The sequence below is a fragment of the Flammeovirga sp. SJP92 genome (assembly GCF_001583495.1).
In the GTDB taxonomy this organism is placed as follows: domain Bacteria; phylum Bacteroidota; class Bacteroidia; order Cytophagales; family Flammeovirgaceae; genus Flammeovirga.
In genome coordinates, this window is the sequence record NZ_LQAQ01000061.1 from 716,859 (window position 1) to 736,983 (window position 20,125).

Below are 20,125 nucleotides of genomic sequence, written 5' to 3' on the forward strand. Positions count from 1 at the left end.
TTACTCTCCTATAAAAGTAAGTACCAGCCTCCTACTTCCTCCTCGGTTTCTATGTTCACCAAGGTAAATCCCCTGCCAAGTGCCTAATAATGGTCTTCCATTACCAATAGGCAATGACACACTGCTTCCTAATGTTGATGCTTTCAAATGTGCAGGCATATCATCTGCCCCTTCATAAGTATGCTCATAATAAGGTGCATTTTCTGGATAAACTTTGTTGAAATGAGATTCAAAATCGGTTCTTACTGAAGGATCTGCATTTTCATTGATGGTCAATGAAGCGGAGGTGTGTTGAATAAATACTTGTAAGATACCACTTCTCCCCTTTAATTCAGGAATTTGATCCAACACCTCGTCTGTGATAATATGATAACCTCTAATATAAGGTCTTAATGAAATTGTTTTTTGAATAACCATGTGTCAAAAATAAAAAAACTGTATGAGTTACTTCCCATACAGTTTAATTATTTATTGCTATTGGAGTAATTGTTTAGATCCCCAATTCTTGAAATAAAGACTTAATTTCATCTGATGACGGACGAGGTGCGTTAGCCACTTTCACTTCTCCTTCTTTGTCTAATAAGATAAATCTTGGAATAGCAGAGATATTAAATTTCTCAATAAAACCCTGGTTTCCTGAATAATGGAATTGATTACCGTGCAATTCTTTTTTCTCTACCATTTTCTTCCAAGCTTTAGTATCTTGATCCACTGATAGACTTACAAAAACTACATCTCCATCTTTGTGATTTTCTTCCAATGCCTTTAAAGATGGTATTTCACCTAAACATGGTCCACACCATGAAGCCCAAACGTCGATATAAACATATTTCCCTTTAAAATCAGCAAGGTTCACTTCCTTACCTTTCAGGTCTTTGAATTTATAAACGCCATCATCCTCAATACTTAAAAAGCTAAATAGTGTGATTGATAAAAGTAGCGACAGGGCAGTAATAATATTTTTCTTATTCATTGTTTTGTAATTTTATAAAGTTGCTAAGACTAAGATTAATTAGTGCTTAATGAGCGTGTTTTATATATAACGATGTAAAGTTGATAAAAATTTCAATTCTGTTGATAGGATAAACTTCCTTAAGTTCAGACAATTTTCCCTTTAATGTTGACATAATGTAATAATACAAAACTACAACATTTTACCTATAACCTTTGTTTTGACCTATAGATAGTACGCTTTAAAAGATATTTTTAACCTTTTTCACCACTTCATTAAAGAACGCTTCAGACCAGAAATTCTTTTTGATTTTTGCATAGACTTCTTTTTCTATTTCATCAAAAATTGGATCTGAATATAGCTTTTTCCCTTTCCTTGCTAATTCTAAAGCCACCACATATTCTTTGTTGATCATTGTAAAAAGTAAACCTAAAAGAAAGTCTCTGATGCTGATGCTCTCTTTTTCCAAGTTATTCAAATATGAGATCTCAACCCATAAAGGGGCCTTTTTCAGCGTCACCTTGGCCAACTTTTTATTCAAAGCACCAGAGAATAAATTCTCATATGTTTTATGAGTACCTCTAATTACTTTTTGTACTTCGTACTCTGAAAGCCAGAAGCTTTTGTCTGCCATATAATTGAGGATAGAACTTGCATTGTCTTCTCCATTATATGTTTGTGTCAAGCCAGGTTCAAAATCAATAGCTAGAGCATTGTCCTGAATACCCGGTTTCAAACTTCTTAAAATTCTAAGATCAATACCTTGAGAATCTGTTTTCAGCCAATCCACATAGTCCAATGACAACTTTTCCAAGGCATGACTGATAGAGATATTATTGAGCTGAATAGTTCGATCTAATTCGAAATAAGGAGAGAAAATATAATCTTTTACGTTATTCTCATTGGGGATAAGTGTGCTGGAGCAATAAGGACTCTTTGTCAGATGGAAGTCTAATTTTTCAGCTTCCTGATCTGATACAATACAATTGAATTTATAGAGCTTTTTGAAACCTTGATTATCTTCTTCAGAGATGTCAAACTTTCTATCATCTGCATCAAAAGCAATACAAATTGAATAAGGAGCAATTTCTTTCCACTTTGCATGGATTTCTCCTGAGGCTCCTACATCTACTAATACAGGTGGTTTGTTTGTAAATTCTTCTCTTGAAAGAATTCGTTTCGCGATTGAATGCATATTAACTGTCTTTTACTTTAAGCGAAAGTCAAATATACATTTTTTTTGTCCTGATGCTCAAAAAATAACAAAGTAAAAAGGCCGTTGAGTAATTTACCCAACGGCCTTATTATTAATGTTTCAACAATGCACCTTTAAATAGTGTATTCTTGATTAGATGATTTCTAATGAACGGTTAATGAATGCAGTAAGATCAGCACCTTTCAAGTTACCTTGAGAAAGTTTTGCTAAATCGTAAGCATGTTTCACCAATTTATCTTGAGCTGCAGTATCCTCTTCTTTCAAGATTCTACCTACAAGTTCGCTGTTTCCGTTGATAGTTACTGTATCAGCACCAGGGAAACCACCAAACATGCCACCCATTCCACCTTGCATCGCAGACATTTCTTCCATTCTACGCATGAACTCAGGCTTAGTGATCATTACCGGTAATTCGTCAGCAGTCATCGCCTCTACTTTTGGTTCCAACTTGTCATCATTCAAGGCACGCTTGAAGATCTCTACCAACTTCTTAGTTTCGTCCTCTGTTAATACAGATTCGTTTTTCTCGTCCGTTTCGATCAAGTTGTTTACCGTATCAGAGTCGATACGCTTCATTGTGATGTTCTCGAACTTGTGCTCTGTATTGCTTACAAAGTGGCTGTCGATCATCGTATCCATTTTCAAGATATCATATCCTTTCTTCTTTGCCGCTTGAATATAAGTATCTTGCGTACCTTGGTCAGTAGCATAAAGGAATACGTGCTTGCCGTCCTTGTCAATTTGGTTAGAAGCTATATGTTCTTTGTACTCCTCTAAAGTAAATTTCTTACCGTCGATGTTTTCAAACAAACCGAATTTCTTTGCTTTGTCAAAGAACTTGTCGTCTGTCATCATACCGTACTTCACAAACAAACCAATGCTCTCCCACTTCGTCTCATAGCTTTCTCTTTCGTTTTTGAACAAGCTGCTCAAACGATCTGCAACCTTACGCGTTACATAGCTAGAGATTTTCTTCACGTTCGCATCCGACTGTAAGTAAGATCTTGATACGTTCAATGGAATGTCTGGAGAATCAATTACACCGTGCATTAAGCGTAAGAACTCAGGCATAATTTCCTCTACGTTGTCAGTGATAAACACCTGACGAGAGTACAATTGAATCTTGTCTTTATGAGGAGTGATATCTTCTTTTACTTTAGGGAAGTAAAGAATACCAGTCAATTCAAATGGGTAATCCACGTTTAAGTGAATCCAGAATAAAGGCTCTTCAGACATTGGGTACAACTCTTTGTAGAAGTTGATGTAATCCTCGTCAGTTAATGTCTTAGGATCTTTTGTCCAAAGTGGCTCTTTTTGGTTGATGATATGTGGCTCAACGATTTCTACGTCTTTTGCATCATCACCTTCACCTTCTTTTTCAGTTCTTTTATCTACACCTACTTGGATAGCGATAGGCATAAACTTAGAGTATCTGTTTAAGATAGTACGTAAACGGTGCTCGTCTACAAACTCTTCAGAATCCTCATTGACATGAAGTACGATTGTAGTACCTCTGTCTGCTTTGTCAGCGTCAGTGATTTCATAAGTAGTTGAACCATCACAAGTCCATTTTACTGATGGAGCATCTTTGAAAGATTTTGTGATTACTTCAACATGGTCAGAAACCATAAATGCTGAATAGAAACCAAGACCGAATTTACCGATGATTGTAGAAGTATCTACATCTTTGAATTTCTCAACAAATTCAGTAGCACCAGAAAATGCAACTTGGTTGATATATTTTTCAACTTCATCCTCACTCATACCGATACCACGGTCAGTGATTGAAATTGTTTTTGCTTCCTTGTCTACATCAACTTGAATCGTTAGATCACCTAGTTCACCATCAAACTCGCCCATTGAAGCAAGTTTTTGAAGTTTCTGAGTTGCATCAACTGCATTGGCTACCAACTCACGTAAAAAAATGTCGTGATCTGAGTATAAGAACTTTTTAATGATAGGAAAGATATTTTCAGTGTTTACTGAAATAGAACCTTTTGCTGCCATGTTTATATTTTTTGTTTATTAAAATACTTATTTACTTCAATGACCTTAAAACTTTTTGTTCAAAGTCATGACATCCTTTTCAAATTGCATTCCAAGCCAAAAATTGGGTAAAATTGACACTCAAAACTGCCTATTTGTCAGATTTGATTTTAATACTTTCATTAAAAACGCCCTTTTTTTGGGTTAATATTAAAAATGTAATAGATTTGTAGACGACGTTGACAATTTTGGATGACATTAATTTTCATTAACATTTAGTGTAACGATTGTTTTCGTCACATAATAAACCATAGAAACACTCTCTTACTAAATATCTAACAGCGGGTATAAAAAGATTTAAACTAAATCAACAAGTAATCAGTCTTTTACAGCGTCATGTAAAAAGATATTCCCTTTTAGAAACACATTTTAGTATATCACAGAGTTTTTCAAAACGTCGCAAAGTAATGACGCATTATTTACTTTGCCTTCAAATTTGTATAAGTAGTCACACATCATAATGAAAAGGCTGTTGAATATTTCGACAGCTTTTTTCTTTTACAAGAATTTATAACAAAGTAAACACCCTATATCTTACTATTATTAATGACCTTTTAGAAATGATACTATGCTCTAAAGTTTCAAACCCCTAACTTTGTGAAAATTTTAAACTCATTATTGTCCATGACATTTGAAGAATTGGGAGTTATCCCTGAAATCCAAGAAGCATTAGAAAACAGAGGGTATGACACACCTACCCCAATTCAAGAAAAAGCCATTCCATCTATTCTAGAAGGTAATGATCTGCAAGGCAGTGCTCAAACCGGAACTGGAAAAACGGCTGCTTTTTGTATTCCTATTATTCAATTGTTGAAGAAGAACTCCAATAATGGTAAAAAGATCAGAGCACTCATTATCACTCCTACACGTGAATTAGCCCTTCAAGTAGGAAATAACTTCAGTTTATACAATCAAAAGACAAAACTGAAACAACTTGTTATTTTTGGCGGGATTCCCCATGACAAACAAATCAAAAGGTTGAAGCAAGGTGTGGAAGTACTTATTGCCACTCCTGGCCGATTACTCGATTTACATCAGCAAGGTTATGTAGATTTAGGTCATGTAGAAAATTTTGTACTGGATGAGGCAGACAAAATGCTGGACATGGGATTCATCAATGATATAAAAAAAATCATTACGCTCATACCAGCCAAAAGGCAGACATTACTTTTCTCTGCCACGATGCCTGATACAATTCAAAAAATCAGTAAATCCATTCTTCATAATCCACTAAAAGTAGAGGTAACACCTGTTTCATCTACTGCTGATACCATTGATCAGTTCATCTATTATGTAGACAAAAGGAACAAAAAACAATTGCTTTTTGAAATTCTAGATGATGATAAAAAAGACAGTGTGCTTATTTTCATGAGAACGAAAAGAGGGGCCAACCATCTTGCCAAAACACTCAATGATAACCGTGTAAAAGCAGAAGCTATTCATGGTAATAAGTCACAAACTGCACGACAGAGAGCACTTGAGAATTTTAAGAAAAAGAAAACACGAATCCTTGTCGCAACTGATATTGCCGCTCGTGGTATTGATATTAGTCAGCTGAAATACGTTATCAATTTTGAGATCCCTGAAGTAGCAGAAACTTATGTGCACAGAATTGGGCGTTCTGGAAGAGCAGGAGAAGAGGGTGTTGCGATTTCACTTGCTGACGGCACTGAGTTACAAGATGTGAAAAGTATTGAAAAACTCATTGGGCATAAAATCCCCGAGATAAAAGAGAATCCTTTCCCAATGCAGGAGAAGGAAAAAGATATTGCTCAACAAGCGGCAAAAAGAAAGAAACAAATCAAAAGAAGTAAACAAGGCAATAGAAGAAAGAAGAAAAAGGACAGCAAGTAATGACTTAATGTGCTTCTTCTTTATGAAGATCTATATGTTCAATCTTCACAATTGTACCTTTTACAGAAGATTCAATGGTCAGTTTCGCTCCAATTGAAGCTGACCTGAAATCTATATTATTCAAGCCAATTCCTCCTCTTACATTATTGGTATCAAAACCAACCCCATTATCCTCATAATAGATATTACCTATTCCATCATCATTACCAAAAAACTGAATAAAAACAGTTTCGGCCTGACTATGTTTTGATGCATTGTGGATCAATTCCTGAATTATTCTAAAACAATGATGCTTGGTTTCCTTATTTGTTATTTCGGGCCAATCATGAAATTGTACAACAACTTTTTGTCTCTCAGAATTATATTTAGATACTAAATCAATAATAGATTCTCTGAAAGAAATATGATGAAAACTTGGCGAGATCAATTCATGACTAAGGTTCCTGATAGAGTCCATTGTATCCGTCAAAATGTTTTTCGCCTCCTGACTCATATTGGAATCTGATTTATTAAATAAGGCCAAATTTCCCCCAATTGAATCATGCAATTCTCTACCAATTCTATTTCTTTCTTTTTCCTGCCCTTCAAGTACTGCTTTCGAATAGAGTTTATGCTTTTCCAACATTGCCTTTTTCAGTTCAATTTTCTCATTATAAATAGTAATCGAACGCTTCAAAAGGAGATAAAAATAAACTACAGATTCATATACTATGAAAATGTAATAAACATAATCGGTATAAGAAGCTCTCTGAATAACACCCATATGTGGCAAAGTCACAAACATAGCAATGATAACCAATCGGCTCATTTGAACCACAAAAAGGTATTTCGATAAGATCGAATGATTTCTATTTTTATATAAAATCACTGAACTTACAAAAAAGCTCACCCATGAAATAATTACAATTGCAATAAAATTGACATAGACTACAACAGGACTGCTGCTCGCTACAAGGGTGATGACAGAAATGACTGAATAAATAAGAAATGAAGGACTGAACCAGCTTAAAAACTTCTTAAAAAATCGTTCTTCAGGTATAAAGAGATTATAGAAGTAAACTAATGATATGATATAAACTAAATTAAAAAAATGACGCATTATATAATTTGCATCATGATATTCAGCTCCGAATAAATCTATAAATAATCCTATCTCACATTCAGCAAAAAAGATACCTATACCAAAGGTCAAAGCATAAAGCAAGAACACAGGTTGACGCGATAAAATACCTATAAAAAAACCTATGGATAGTAAAGTAATCACTACCGCTCTCAAAAAACTGATGATATAAAATTCATTCTGATTACTTTCTAAAAAAGAAGGAACATCAAATAAAAAAACCTCTGAATGTATAGGCCAGCCTTGTCCATCCATTCTGAAATAAATTGTCTTCTCTTCTCCTTTTTTAAAATCAATGATATAACTGTATCCTTTTTCTGATATCCCCAAGCTTTGAAGACGTGCCGGACTACCTGTTCCGCCAAAGTAATGAAGTGAATCACCTTCAGAGGAGAAAACCCAAATTTCAAGATTAGGGATTAATGTATAATTAAAATATAATACTTTTTGTACCTCCTTATTGCTTTTTAGCATCAAACGGTACCAACTTGCTTCTTCTGTAGGTCCTCTTGAAAGTCCTTTGCTGTTTGAATCTTCCCATAAATCACTAAAAACAGGATGTGTATCGGAGGAAGGAGGTTGTGCTCCACCATATATTTGAGCGTGAGGGGTTAGGTTAAATTTATTGTTTAACTTATCAATATTGATCTGTGCATTTACAGAAGTTGTAATTTCCAGCAAACAAAATAGTAATACAAGTATGAGCTTTATTTTCATTCAATTAAATAGCAATTGTAAATATAACCCAGAGCACTTTTTCCACAATACTCATTCTATTTTATGTCAATAGATTCTTATAAGCGTATTTGATCAACTCTGCTCTATTCTCAATTTTAAGTTTGGATTTGATATTTCTGTTATGGGTTTTAACTGTTTCGACGCTAATATACAGCATTTCTGCGATATCATTGGCATTAAGACCCTTTGCAATATACTTAATGATCTGTTCCTCACGTGGAGACAAAACTATAGTTTCCAAAGTGAGATATTTCATAGACGTTTTTACCCTCTCAGAATAAAACTCTTTATCCTCTAAAACATCAGTAATAGCTGTTGTAAAAATTTCTAGAGGGTCATCTTTTAGAATATAACCGTTTACACCTGCTTCAATAGACTTTTTCACTAGTGAAGGTTTATTATGCATAGATACGATTAGAAACTTAGTAGTAGTATTTCCAAGCTCTTTCACTGAACTTACAAAATCATAGCCCTTTTGATGAGGCATATCCATATCTACCAATACAATATCATAATTCACTACATCATCGAGAACAACATCTTTAGGGGTATTGATGATTTCAATGTCTGAATTAAATTGCTCTAAGAGTATTCTTTCTATTCCTTGACAGAATAGCATGTGATCGTCCAGTATTAGTATTTTTGGTTTTGGTGTCATTACGATTAAATATTAGCAAGAAGAGTTTTGTCCCGAAAGATCGTCTATTATCGGATAATTAAATAATTTTAATTAATAAAATTATAATAATGTAATAATTTATGGTTTTTCATTGAAAAACTTACTTGAATTAAAAAAATAATCCTATCCGCTCATTATCAATTACCTTTATTGTCATTTCTACTTCTTTTTCTAATTAAAATGATAACATTATCACAATGTTGTTTACAGTTTAACAATATATAAAATTTCGTAATTTTTGGATGTATTCACTAAAATCGATACCTGCAAAATTGATTTCTGCGTTAAATTGAGACGTATTCAATGTATGTTTTGATAAATTAAAAGGATATGAAGAAGAAGAATTACAAATTTGAAAAAACGTACGCTATCAAATTTGACGATGCAATCCGAAACTTAGAACACTTCAACAAAGATGTAAACAAAGAATTGTTGGCGTCAATCACACAAAAAGTAAGCGTTAAATAGCAAGAGCTATTCCTTCATAAATAAAAAAAGAGCTTAAGTTATTGTATTAACCTAAGCTCTTTTTTAATTCTTGATAACTATGCATTTAATAATAGTTTTTATGCAATAGCACAACTGACATAAACTTATTGAAAGCGCAAAGCAGAAGAGCTATCATTATTATGACATCAACCTTAATTTCTGAAAATAAAGTATTTATTATTAATAACATTGATAAAACAATCGTAATCAAACTACTGATCAAGTAAATAAATTTTACAATTCTGTGTTTCCTAATTAGCGATGAAAAGTTTAAGGTAACCATGCCTTTTCCTAAAATCCAGAAGCTACCAAAATACACTATCGTTGTATTATCTAAATGAGCATGTGCCATGAAAAGCATCGCCATAAAAAGGTCCGCTATGGCATTCAAGAAGGAGAACCCCCAACTAAATATCTTTTCTCTATTACCTGATGAAATATAAATCTCAAGAAATGAAGAAGGCAGTAAAATGAGACCAAAAACTGTTGTCATTGTGTATACATCACTAAATGGACGGATATACAGAATAAGGCTTATTAATAAATAAGACACTCCTGTAAGTGCAATCATCCATTTTTTTGGTGTAATGGTATTTTGATAAGTTTTACAAATCGTCTTCATTTATTCTTCATTTATAATTAGGCATAGCAACTCAAACAAAATCAATGTAATATTTATCTGAGTATTTATAAGACGTAGTATTTTGATTCCTGTTTCAAAAAAAAGAAATATTTAACATAAGTTTAATGTCAAACATATTTACTTAATTGTCTCTAACTGAATTCTGTCATAATTAATTAGATTTGCATTTTCGCGTAACATCTCCAATTTAAAAATTCTCAATTAGATGAACCTATTATTACAATCAGATGAATATCAGTATGAACTGAAGCGTGAGCTCAATGCTTTCGAGAAGAAAAGACTTATGGAAATCTGGAATAATGAATACCCAATGCAGTTGTCTTACAAATCTTTGGAAGCTTTTGAAAAGTACCTTAATGGTGTTTCTAATAAGAATTTTATTTTAGCTAAGACCTATGGTAATCAAATTGTAGGATGGTTCTTCAAATTTGAAAGAGAAGGTAAACTTTGGTTTGCTACAATTGTAGATGAAAAACACAAGGGTAAAAAAATTGGAAGTACTTTGTTGAAATTAGGTAAAAAGGAATTTGGAACACTTCATGGATGGGTAATCGATCACAATCGTTATTTTAAAAATAATGGAGAAAAATATTTTTCTCCCCTAGAGTTTTACCTCAAAAATGCGTGCAGAGTACATCACAGTCAACGTCTGGAAATTCCAATCCTGTCTGCTGTAAAAATATCATTATAAAAACAAAGCGATACCTTATTGAAAAGGTATCGCTTGTTTTTAGATAGTAATATCTAAGGAAATATACTTGGTTGCGAAATATTAGTCTTCTAACGCTGCAATACCAGGAAGAACTTTACCTTCCATTAATTCCAACATAGCACCACCACCTGTTGAGATGTATGATACTCTATCACCAAAACCTAAAGTGTTTACAGCAGCAGCAGAGTCACCACCACCGATCAATGAGAATGCACCAGCTTCAGTAGCTTCAGCCACTGCAGTTGCAACAGTAGTAGTACCGTTAGCAAAGTTTTCCCACTCAGAAACACCCATTGGTCCGTTCCAAAGGATAGATTTTGATTCTTTGATAATTTTAGAGAATTCTTCAGCTGCTTTAGGTCCGATATCAAGACCCATATAACCGTCAGCGATAGCGTTAGAATCATAAGAAGCAACAGCTGCATCTTCACCGAATTTGTCACCACAAACTGAATCTACTGGCAATACCAAGTTTACTCCTTTTGCTTTTGCTTTTTCGATTAATTCTAAAGCTAAATCTAATTTATCTTCTTCACATAAAGAGTTACCGATAGTACCACCTTGTGCTTTGAAGAATGTATAAGCCATACCACCACCGATAATGATATTATCAGCAACTTCCATGATACGCTCGATTAATAAAATCTTGTCAGATACCTTAGCACCACCCATGATAGCAGTGAAAGGACGTGCTGGATTTTCAGTAATTTTCTTCGCGTTTTCAACTTCACGACCCATTACATAACCAGAAACTTTTTCGTCTACGAACTTAGCGATAACTGCAGTAGAAGCGTGTGCTCTGTGAGCAGTACCGAATGCGTCCATTACCCAAACATCACCACGAGAAGCTAATTTCTTAGCAAACTCTTCGTCACCTTTTTTCTCTTCTTTGTAGAAACGTAAGTTATCCAATAACATTACTTCACCAGGCTGTAAGTTTGCAGCCATTTCGTCTGCTTCAGCACCGATTGGATCACCACCGAATTTTACTTCAAGACCTAATTTTTCAGATAATGGAGCTACAACGTGCTTTAAAGAGAACTTGTCCTCAAAACCATCTTTTGGACGACCCATGTGAGACATCAAGATAGCAGAACCACCGTCAGCAACGATTTTCTTAACTGTAGCAATTACTGCATTGATACGAGTGAAATCACGAACTGAAAAATCTGGGTTTAAAGGTACGTTCAAGTCAACACGTACAACCGCTTTCTTACCTGCGAAATTATAAGAATCGATAGTTTTCATATTAATAAACTACGTTTTTTAGAATATTGTGAATTTTTAAAATTGCACCCGCAACATATAGCTATATTTCTTCTAAAAAAATGACTAAAATCAGAGGAAAAAATTATTTCAATAAAGCGTAAAATGCACGTTATTTCATTTTAATATAATGTTTTATTATGAAATTTAATATATGGTTTAGATATTCGCTCTTGTTCAGAATAACTTTCACAATAGCACTTGAGGTGTAATAATTATAGGGTGTTTTGATGATGCTGAAATCAGTATTGAAGCTATTCATCTATCACTTTTCAAATGCCATCACCTCAGTTCAATTTTTAAGTAGATGATCTCTCTAATTAATACTTTAAAAAAGTATCCATCATTAAAAAAATCTTCCATTATTATGCCGTTAAAAACTCCTTATGTTTTATCTTTTCTTATACTGATGTTGATGGGATGTCAACCTAAAAAAATGGATCAATCAGAAATCAATAAAAATATGCTTTCTAAAGCACAAACAGTTCTGAAAAGTGATAACGTGCAAATCATTCCAAATGATAAAAACACTTACTATTTATGTTTCACAAAATCGGAAAATATGGTGAAGCAAAAACTAAGTTATATTGTACTCGATCCCAAAGAGAACATAATAGTTCCAGTAAAAACGCTTATTGATGGCAATGTATCCTGGCTGGATGAAAACCACATTAAGACATCACAGAAAATGGGAATAGCACAACAAGGTGCGTCCAATGTTATCCGTTATTCTATTGATGTAACTACTGGAAACACGACGAAGTTATAATTAAGTACCAGGACAGTACTTACTCTATCAAAATTAAATTATAAGTACTAGGTAAAGTGATGGCTACATCATTTGTATCCCCCTAGTACTTACCTAGTATATCTTATTCTTGACCTGACACTTTTCTCATTTAATACTCAATAACTATGATTAAAAAGCTACTATCCATTACTTTCATAATGGCTTTACTCTGCTCTAATCTTTACTATTTTTCAAATCATGAATCCTCAAAGCCCATCTTACCTAAAATCTATTCTTCGGAAGATGTTGTCGCTTATGAACAAGCATTGAAAAAGTGGAAAAGAAAAAATGGTTACAAAAAATCAAATCAGCCTAAAAAGTACCTAGAAATACTCCACAAAATGAAGTACAATACTTCAGGAAAAAATTACGTTGCCGGGTATCAGGTGCAAGAATTGAAAAAGGCCATTCAAAGCAATCAGCGTAAAAACAATATCAACTCTTATACTTGGGTAGAAAGAGGACCTTCCAACTCTCCTGGCAGAACACGTGCAGCTGTCGTTGACCCAAATGACACATCAGGCAATACTATTTTACTAGGTGCTGTAGGTGGTGGAATTTGGAAAACAACAGATAAAGGCGCTTCATGGACAGATATCTCAGGTGTCACCTCTTCAAGCATTGCTATTTCATGTATGGCGGTTGCTCCCTCTAATACCAAAATCTGGTACGCCGGTACAGGTGAAGGCTTTTCTGGTTTTGGATCTATTGTGGGCAATGGTATTTTAAAATCAACGGACGGCGGTGTTACTTGGGCCTTCTTACCTGCATTAGAAGGAAAAATGCAATTTGAAACCATCTACAAACTTATCATTGACCCTGATGATGCCAATACCGTCTTAATTGCTGTATCTACTAGAGATAACGTCGTCAGCAGTGCATTTGGGATCTATAAAACTACAGACGGAGGAGACAATTGGTCGTTGGTTTACAATGCCGACAGTTTTGTAGAATCATTAGTTTTTGAACCTGGTGATTTCAGTATTATGTACGCCACTGTCAATGGTACAGAATTTATTAAATCAACAGACAGTGGCGACAGTTGGTCAACCCTTACTACCACTGATGTAACGCAAAATGGAAGAGTAGAATTGGCCGTTTCTCCTAAAAACACCAACGTCATCTTTGCTTCTATTGCAGGGCAAGGCGATAGCAGTCAGGATGGAAATTTATACATTTCTAGAGATAAAGGAGACACATGGAATTTTGTTTCCTTGGACAATTCAAGCTACGCTTTTCTTGGAGGGCAAGGTTGGTACGATCATACCGTTTTAGCACATCCATTTGATGAAAATGTGGTTTATATTGGTGGAGTAGATTTATGTAAAGTAATTGTTGACGATCAAGACAACGGAACATTTATAGAATTAACCGATGCTTATGGTCAATACAACGGAGACGGCCCCAATGATGCTGACGTTTTCCACCCTGATCAGCATTTTCTCACTTTAGGTTCTATAAACAATGATGCTGAAACTTTTTCAATCATCGTAACCAATGATGGGGGCATTTACCACACCCAAGATACAACAACACCAGGCGAAGGAGAAGGAGCTTGGACCAAAATTGGTGATGGTGTAAACACTACTCAAATTTATGCTATTGACAAATTCCCTAGTGAAAACAGGTACTTTTTCGGCACACAAGATAACGGGTCTTGGATTTCTCCAAAAGGCAATGCCTCAACAGCTTCCACGGCTTATCAACCTGTTATTGGAGGAGATGGTTTTGCAAGCTTAATCAACAAAAGAGATTCGACAATACTGATTGGTTCTTATTACAACAATAATTTTGCTATTTCATTTAATGGTGGTACTACATTTTCAATGGTGGATTCGGAAGAATCTGGATTAGGTGATGTTGGTGAAGACAATGCCCCTTTCATTTCCATGCTTGGCAATCACCCTGAAGCTCCTGACACACTTTACACGGTAGGCTTTAATGGTGTTTGGAAATCACCTGATTTCGGGCAAACATGGACAGGTGTTTCCATTACTGAAAAGTGGAATGCTACAAGCTTTCTTGATGTTGAGGTTTCTGAAAAGTCACCCATAGTAGTATGGGCAGGTGGGGCTATGAACAATAATAATAGCATCTATGTTTCAAAAGATGGTGGTCGTTCTTTTGATGCTACCAACAATTTTGATTTTACAAATACAGCTACAGGTTTTATATCAGGACTAGCTACAAGTCCTAATGACTCTGCCACAGCTTATGTCATGTTTTCATTTCTAGGCGCGGCCAAAATCATAAAAACGACTGACTTTGGTGAAACATGGAACGACATTACGGGTTTTGAAACAGTGGCCAATGTAAGAACAAGTGACACTGGATTTCCTGATGTGGCTGTTTTTGATGTACTTGAATTTCCTGAAGAACCCGATAAACTATGGGCTGCCACAGAAATTGGTATTTTTGAAACTACAGATGGGGGTGGAAACTGGAATAGGTTAGAAGGTAATTTCCCTGCCGTTTCCGTTTGGGATTTAAAAATATATGACGATCAAGTTATTGCTGGAACTCACGGCAGAGGTGCTTGGACTCACAATTTAAATGATGACGATGGTGACGGCAATGGTGGAGATGGAGATAGTGATGGTGATGGTGATAGCGATGGTGATAGCGATGGTGATGGCGATGGCGATGGTGATGGCGATGGCGATGGCGATGGCGATGGCGATGGCGATGGCGATGGCGATGGCGAAGATACTATAACATCAATAATAGATATTCCATCAATGCTTGATTTCTCAATATTAAAATCACCGTTGAGTGCTGGGGAGAATATCACGTTAAAAATAAATAGTGAAATTAGAACATCACTTGTAATTGAGATTATTACCCTTAAAGGGCAATCACTTTATTCTGAAAAAATTGATCAACTTCAATTAGGTAATTATCAATATAAGATACCTCATCCTAACCTCGGATCAGGTAGTTATATAATAAAGCTTTCATACAACAATCAAATAAAGAGTTTGAAGCTTATTGTTCAATAAATTTGAAATGTTTTATTACTGAAAGACACTTCGTAAGGGGTGTCTTTTTTATTCCACAATCATTTCAGCAACGTCTTCCACAAAGGATAAGATAAAAAATTCATGTTCTGCTCCCTCTGCAGTTGAAATCAATGAACTTGATGTCAACGTTACAGTCAACTTGAACCAAAAGAAGAATTTTCTGATATATGGTCGTACGGTCTTTAAAATCATTTTAACGAAATATTAAATCAATGAAAGAGTTAAGTTTTTTATTTTTTACGAAACCTTTTTACTCAGAGATTTATTTATTAAGATATATAAACACCACATAATGAGCTACTCAAATAAAATATCGTCTTTTTTTAAGCTCTGTGAAGTACTTCACATTGTGTATACGCTAAACTTCTCATATTTGTAGTATACCAAAAACAAAAAAATATATAGATTATGAAAAAGTACATTATTATTATTTTAAAACTTGTTGTTGCTTTAATATTAGTTCAAACCTTAAGATTTAAATTCACTGCCCATCCTGATAGCGTTTATATTTTTACAACTGTAGGAATGGAACCTTTTGGAAGAATTGGAGTGGGTATAATGGAATTAATCGCCGCAATATTGATATTAATACCAAGAACTTCATGGTTAGGAGCTGTTTTAACTTTTGGAATAATTGGAGGAGCCGTATTTATGCACCTTACTCTTTTAGGTATAGAAGTCAATGGTGATGGAGGAAGCTTATTTTTCCTTGCTGTTCTTACGGAAATCTTAAGTGCTATAGTACTTTGGGTTGAAAAAGATAATATTCCAAATCTGAACCGGTTCGCATTGAAATAAAAAAATAGATAAATTAATTATACTAACCTCGCTAATTTTAGTGGGGTTATTTTTTTGGTGAAATAAATAACATCCTTAACTTCATAAGACTTGTTTGATGCTTTATTATTTAATGTGACATCAAACCTGACCTAATACACACCATATATCATTTTATATGCTCAGCAATTTCAAAAAGCAGTTTGGAGGAAAAGTAACTCCCAAAGAACAATCAAAATTGGAAAAGTCTCCACAGTGGAAGGAAGGTAAATTTGAAAACCTTGCTTTAACCACAATGAATATTAGCATTAAAAATATTCCAGGCTTATTAAAAAAACAGCTCACCAATAGAGCTGAAAGAGCCCCCAAAAGCAATCTACCCATTCTGCCATTCAACAAAGAAGTTTTTAATAGCACACCAAATGCACCAAAATGTGCGTGGTATGGACACTCAGCTTTACTACTTCAACTAAGTGGAAAAAATATATTGATTGATCCTATGTTAGGGCCTAATGCCTCCCCTATTGGTCCCATCACTACTAAACGTTTTAGTGAAAACAGCCTTGACATCATTGATCAGCTTCCTAAAATTGATGTGTTGATGATGACACATGATCATTATGATCATCTTGATCTGGCGAGTATTGAAAAACTAATTCCTAAAACCAACCAATATATTGTAGGTCTGGGTATTAAGAGACACTTAATCACATGGGGTGTCGCAGAAAGTAAAATTATAGAAATGGACTGGTGGGATAAAACCACAGTTGATGATATAGAAATCACTTATACACCTTCAAGACATTTTTCTGGCAGAGGGCTGACCGACAGAGCCAAATCTCTTTGGGGTGGCTGGGTGTTTAAAACTGCTGAGCACTCTATTTACTGGAGCGGTGATGGAGGTTATGGAGATCATTTTAAAGAAGTAGGCGAGAAACTAGGTCCATTTGATTGGGGTTTTATGGAAAACGGACAATACAATGAAAATTGGCACTTGATTCATATGTTTCCAGAAGAAAGCGTTCAAGCAGCTATTGATGCTAAAGTCAAAAATGCATTTCCTGTTCATTGGGGTGGTTTTGTTCTAGCATTACATCCTTGGAAAGAACCTGTAGAGCGATTTGTAGCTGAGGCGGAAAAGAAAAATTTGAATGTTTTCACTGCTCCAATAGGTAAAATAGTAGTTATGGGTCAAAATGATGAATACAATAACTGGTGGGAAAAGATTGATTAATTTATAAAATCAGTGATTTAACGTAAATGTGTAAGCGATTGACTTTTTTGTGTAAATCTCTTTTATTTTTATGCAAATGATTGATATTGAAATAGATGACCTTTGTAGTGTAATAAAAAATTAAACTATTTAGTCATTTAAAAACATGAAAAAGTCAATCAAAGTCTCAGCAATCTTAACTTTATGCCTAGCATTACTGGCCAACTCTACAATCTTCGCTTGTACAGGTATCCGACTCATCGCAGAAGATGGAACAGTCCGATATGGAAGATCCATGGAATGGGGTTCATTTGATATTAATTCTCAAGTAGCATTTATTCCCAAAGGGTTTCAATTCAGAGGTCTTACTCCTGAAGGGCAAAATGGAAAACAGTTCTCAGCAAAGTACGGTTTTATGGGCCTAGACTGGATGGGTAAAGATTTAATCGTAGATGGCATGAATGAAATGGGGTTAGCTATCGGAAATTTTTATTTTCCTGACTTTGCTGAATACCCAGAATTTGTTTCACAGGAAGCTGACAATACTATTTCATCACAAGGATTACCTAACTACATTCTGGCACAATTTGCAACTGTAGAAGAAGTAAAAGAAGGATTACAAAAAGTAAATGTTGTAGGTGTAATTGAAGAGTCGTTGGGTATAGTTGTTGATTCGCATTGGATGGTAACTGATGCATCAGGTGAATCAATCGTGATAGAGTACATCAATGGTGAGTTAAAAATTTATGATGCCTCAGTAGGTGTTATAACTAATGCTCCATCGTACGATTGGCACCTTACCAACCTCAGAAATTATATCAACCTAAGTTTTGAAACTGCAAAACCTAAAACAATCAACGGAAACACATTCTCGCAAATTGGTGTAGGGTCAGGCATGGTAGGTCTTCCTGGTGATATGACGCCTCCATCACGTTTCGTAAGAGCGGTAGCATGGACGCAAACTACTAGACCTATGGAAAACGCAGATGAATCTCTTTACGAAATGTTCAGAATCTTAGATAACTTCAATTTAACACTCAGTGCTGACCGCGCAGAGGGAACTGGAGAAATGTTTGGTAAAGATCACAGTACAATGAGAAGTGCTACAATCTGGACTACTTCTTGGGATTTAACTAATTTAGTTTTCAATTACCATACTCAAGATAACAGAAGAGTGCAACAAATCAATATGAGCGAAATTGACTTCTCAAACATGGGTGATCAAATTGTTAGAATTCCTTTAGATATCGAGAGAACACAAGATATTTTGGATAGAACACCCCACTTAAAATAAGGAAGTTATCAATTTATAAATACCAGAAAACCGTAATTTGTATCATTACTTATGATTTAATGTACAAATTACGGTTTTCCGGTATATTTAGATTTTATTTAATAAATTTCTCAGCACCTTCAGAGATATAATTTTTCATTGTACCATTATCATCATAAATAAGAATTGCCTCTAAATCTGCATGTGATTCGATCACTTTTATTGCTTTTTCAACTCCCATCACCATGAACGCTGTGGCATAAGCATCTGATCTCATACAGCTTGAAGAAAATACCGAAGCACTCAATAAGCTATGCTGTACAGGGTAACCTGATCGAGGATCTAAAGTATGAGCAAACTTTTTACCATCCTTCACATAGAAATTTCTATAATTACCTGATGTTGCCAATGCTTTGTTCGGTAATTCAACAATTAGAGAAAGTTGTTCTTCCTGTCCACCCTCACCATAACGAGGATTATCAATACCAATTTTCCAGATTTTCTCTTTCTCATTGTGACCTTCACAAACCACTTCTCCACCAATTTCAACCATAAAATTATGGATGTTTTTATCTCTCAATAAATCCGCTACAACATCTACGGCATATCCTTTCGCAATTGCACTGAAGTCCAATTCCACACCTTCTTTTGATTTCTTCACCTCTTTAGTATCAAAAGATACATAGGTTGCAAAATTGACAAAAGATTTAATAGAATCTACCTCTTCGTCTTTAATGGTTGGTGTTTTACCAGGACCAAATCCCCAAGCTTTCACTAGAGGTTGTATAGTTGGATCAAAAGAACCTTCAGTAGCTTCGTAAACCTCTTTACTTTCTTTTAAAACAGGGTAAAAGAAATCCGATTCGTAAGTGAATGCTGTACCCGAATTGAAACGGGAAATTTCAGAAGAAGGAATATAAGTAGATAAGGATTGATTGAAGTCAGCAAGCACTTTTTTGATTTCCTCATCCAAAGGCCTTCCCTCCGTATCAATATATTTCACATTGTATGGAACCACTCCCATTGTAGTGCCTCTAACATGAAAATGTGTAGGCAGTTCAGGGTTGTATTTTCGATAAACCCAAACAATACCGACCAATGTTATTAGAATAAATGAATAAATTATATTTTTCTTTCTGTTATCCATTACGATTTTAATTTTCGTTGTGTATCTTGATATATAATTCAGAACCTTTTGCTGCAAAGGTGAGTAAGAGATACTTTTACTCCTATTTGTTTTGCATTTTTTTAGAAAGATTCTGGAGCAAGCATGTTTGAAATCTGAATTTTTAAGGATAAAATACGCTATTTGTAAGTTGTGAGGAAATTATTTGTGC

At 34.7% G+C, this 20,125-nt stretch carries 18 protein-coding genes; 8 read left to right on the forward strand and 10 right to left on the reverse strand.

The genetic code is table 11. From position 1 onward, the window contains the following. From AVL50_RS15715 to htpG, 4 genes are all read right to left on the reverse strand, one after another. A complete protein-coding gene (locus AVL50_RS15715; protein ID WP_062617424.1) occupies window positions 1-417 on the reverse strand; it encodes a secondary thiamine-phosphate synthase enzyme YjbQ in 417 nt (138 codons plus the stop codon). 73 nt (window positions 418-490) lie between these two features. Further along, window positions 491-973 (reverse strand): TlpA disulfide reductase family protein, encoded by a 483-nt coding sequence (locus AVL50_RS15720; RefSeq protein ID WP_062617425.1) that lies wholly within the window; start codon window positions 971-973, stop codon window positions 491-493. 220 nt (window positions 974-1,193) lie between these two features. Next, window positions 1,194-2,147, reverse strand: a complete 954-nt coding sequence (locus AVL50_RS15725) for a hypothetical protein (RefSeq protein WP_062617426.1) — start codon at window positions 2,145-2,147, stop codon at window positions 1,194-1,196. Window positions 2,148-2,300: 153 nt separating this feature from the next. Beyond that, window positions 2,301-4,175 carry a molecular chaperone HtpG gene (htpG, locus tag AVL50_RS15730; protein WP_062617427.1) on the reverse strand — a complete coding sequence of 625 codons (1,875 nt, stop codon included), beginning with the start codon at window positions 4,173-4,175 and terminating at the stop codon, window positions 2,301-2,303. A gap of 663 nt (window positions 4,176-4,838) precedes the next feature. Between htpG and AVL50_RS15735 the strand changes: the two genes are divergently transcribed. After that, window positions 4,839-6,068, forward strand: coding sequence for a DEAD/DEAH box helicase (locus AVL50_RS15735; protein ID WP_062617428.1), 1,230 nt, complete (start codon window positions 4,839-4,841; stop codon window positions 6,066-6,068). Window positions 6,069-6,072: 4 nt separating this feature from the next. Here the strand turns inward: AVL50_RS15735 and AVL50_RS15740 are convergent, their stop codons facing one another. After that, on the reverse strand, window positions 6,073-7,905 hold the full coding sequence (locus tag AVL50_RS15740; protein ID WP_062617429.1) for a 7TM-DISM domain-containing protein: 1,833 nt from the start codon (window positions 7,903-7,905) through the stop codon (window positions 6,073-6,075). A gap of 61 nt (window positions 7,906-7,966) precedes the next feature. After that, window positions 7,967-8,584: a response regulator transcription factor gene (locus AVL50_RS15745; protein ID WP_062617430.1), complete on the reverse strand. Its 618-nt coding sequence runs from the start codon at window positions 8,582-8,584 to the stop codon at window positions 7,967-7,969. A 351-nt stretch (window positions 8,585-8,935) separates the two neighbouring features. Here AVL50_RS15745 and AVL50_RS33010 point away from each other — a divergent pair, with 351 nt between their 5' ends. Then, complete coding sequence (locus tag AVL50_RS33010; protein ID WP_157491352.1) at window positions 8,936-9,073, forward strand: hypothetical protein; 138 nt, start codon at window positions 8,936-8,938, stop codon at window positions 9,071-9,073. Between the two features lie 85 nt (window positions 9,074-9,158). Here the strand turns inward: AVL50_RS33010 and AVL50_RS15750 are convergent, their stop codons facing one another. Continuing rightward, window positions 9,159-9,716, reverse strand: coding sequence for a hypothetical protein (locus AVL50_RS15750; RefSeq protein WP_062617431.1), 558 nt, complete (start codon window positions 9,714-9,716; stop codon window positions 9,159-9,161). 226 nt (window positions 9,717-9,942) lie between these two features. Between AVL50_RS15750 and AVL50_RS15755 the strand changes: the two genes are divergently transcribed. After that, window positions 9,943-10,428: a hypothetical protein gene (locus tag AVL50_RS15755; protein WP_062617432.1), complete on the forward strand. Its 486-nt coding sequence runs from the start codon at window positions 9,943-9,945 to the stop codon at window positions 10,426-10,428. An 81-nt stretch (window positions 10,429-10,509) separates the two neighbouring features. On the opposite strand, the gene pgk is transcribed toward AVL50_RS15755, so the two are convergent. Continuing rightward, window positions 10,510-11,697 carry a phosphoglycerate kinase gene (gene pgk / locus AVL50_RS15760; RefSeq protein WP_044201208.1) on the reverse strand — a complete coding sequence of 396 codons (1,188 nt, stop codon included), beginning with the start codon at window positions 11,695-11,697 and terminating at the stop codon, window positions 10,510-10,512. Between the two features lie 385 nt (window positions 11,698-12,082). Between pgk and AVL50_RS15765 the strand changes: the two genes are divergently transcribed. Continuing rightward, complete coding sequence (locus AVL50_RS15765) at window positions 12,083-12,484, forward strand: hypothetical protein (RefSeq protein WP_157491353.1); 402 nt, start codon at window positions 12,083-12,085, stop codon at window positions 12,482-12,484. A gap of 146 nt (window positions 12,485-12,630) precedes the next feature. Further along, window positions 12,631-15,504: a T9SS type A sorting domain-containing protein gene (locus tag AVL50_RS15770; RefSeq protein ID WP_082795847.1), complete on the forward strand. Its 2,874-nt coding sequence runs from the start codon at window positions 12,631-12,633 to the stop codon at window positions 15,502-15,504. Between the two features lie 48 nt (window positions 15,505-15,552). On the opposite strand, the gene AVL50_RS33015 is transcribed toward AVL50_RS15770, so the two are convergent. Beyond that, window positions 15,553-15,717 carry a hypothetical protein gene (locus AVL50_RS33015; RefSeq protein ID WP_157491354.1) on the reverse strand — a complete coding sequence of 55 codons (165 nt, stop codon included), beginning with the start codon at window positions 15,715-15,717 and terminating at the stop codon, window positions 15,553-15,555. A 216-nt stretch (window positions 15,718-15,933) separates the two neighbouring features. Here AVL50_RS33015 and AVL50_RS15775 point away from each other — a divergent pair, with 216 nt between their 5' ends. From AVL50_RS15775 to AVL50_RS15785, 3 genes are all read left to right on the forward strand, one after another. Beyond that, complete coding sequence (locus tag AVL50_RS15775) at window positions 15,934-16,323, forward strand: DoxX family protein (RefSeq protein WP_062617435.1); 390 nt, start codon at window positions 15,934-15,936, stop codon at window positions 16,321-16,323. Window positions 16,324-16,480: 157 nt separating this feature from the next. Further along, window positions 16,481-17,536: an MBL fold metallo-hydrolase gene (locus AVL50_RS15780; RefSeq protein ID WP_062617436.1), complete on the forward strand. Its 1,056-nt coding sequence runs from the start codon at window positions 16,481-16,483 to the stop codon at window positions 17,534-17,536. Between the two features lie 145 nt (window positions 17,537-17,681). Beyond that, window positions 17,682-18,809, forward strand: a complete 1,128-nt coding sequence (locus tag AVL50_RS15785) for a linear amide C-N hydrolase (RefSeq protein WP_062617437.1) — start codon at window positions 17,682-17,684, stop codon at window positions 18,807-18,809. A gap of 94 nt (window positions 18,810-18,903) precedes the next feature. Here AVL50_RS15785 and AVL50_RS15790 read toward each other — a convergent pair whose 3' ends face one another. Beyond that, entirely contained in the window at window positions 18,904-19,935 is a 1,032-nt protein-coding gene (locus tag AVL50_RS15790; protein ID WP_062617438.1) for an FAD:protein FMN transferase, read from the reverse strand. Window positions 19,936-20,125 lie beyond the last annotated feature (190 nt).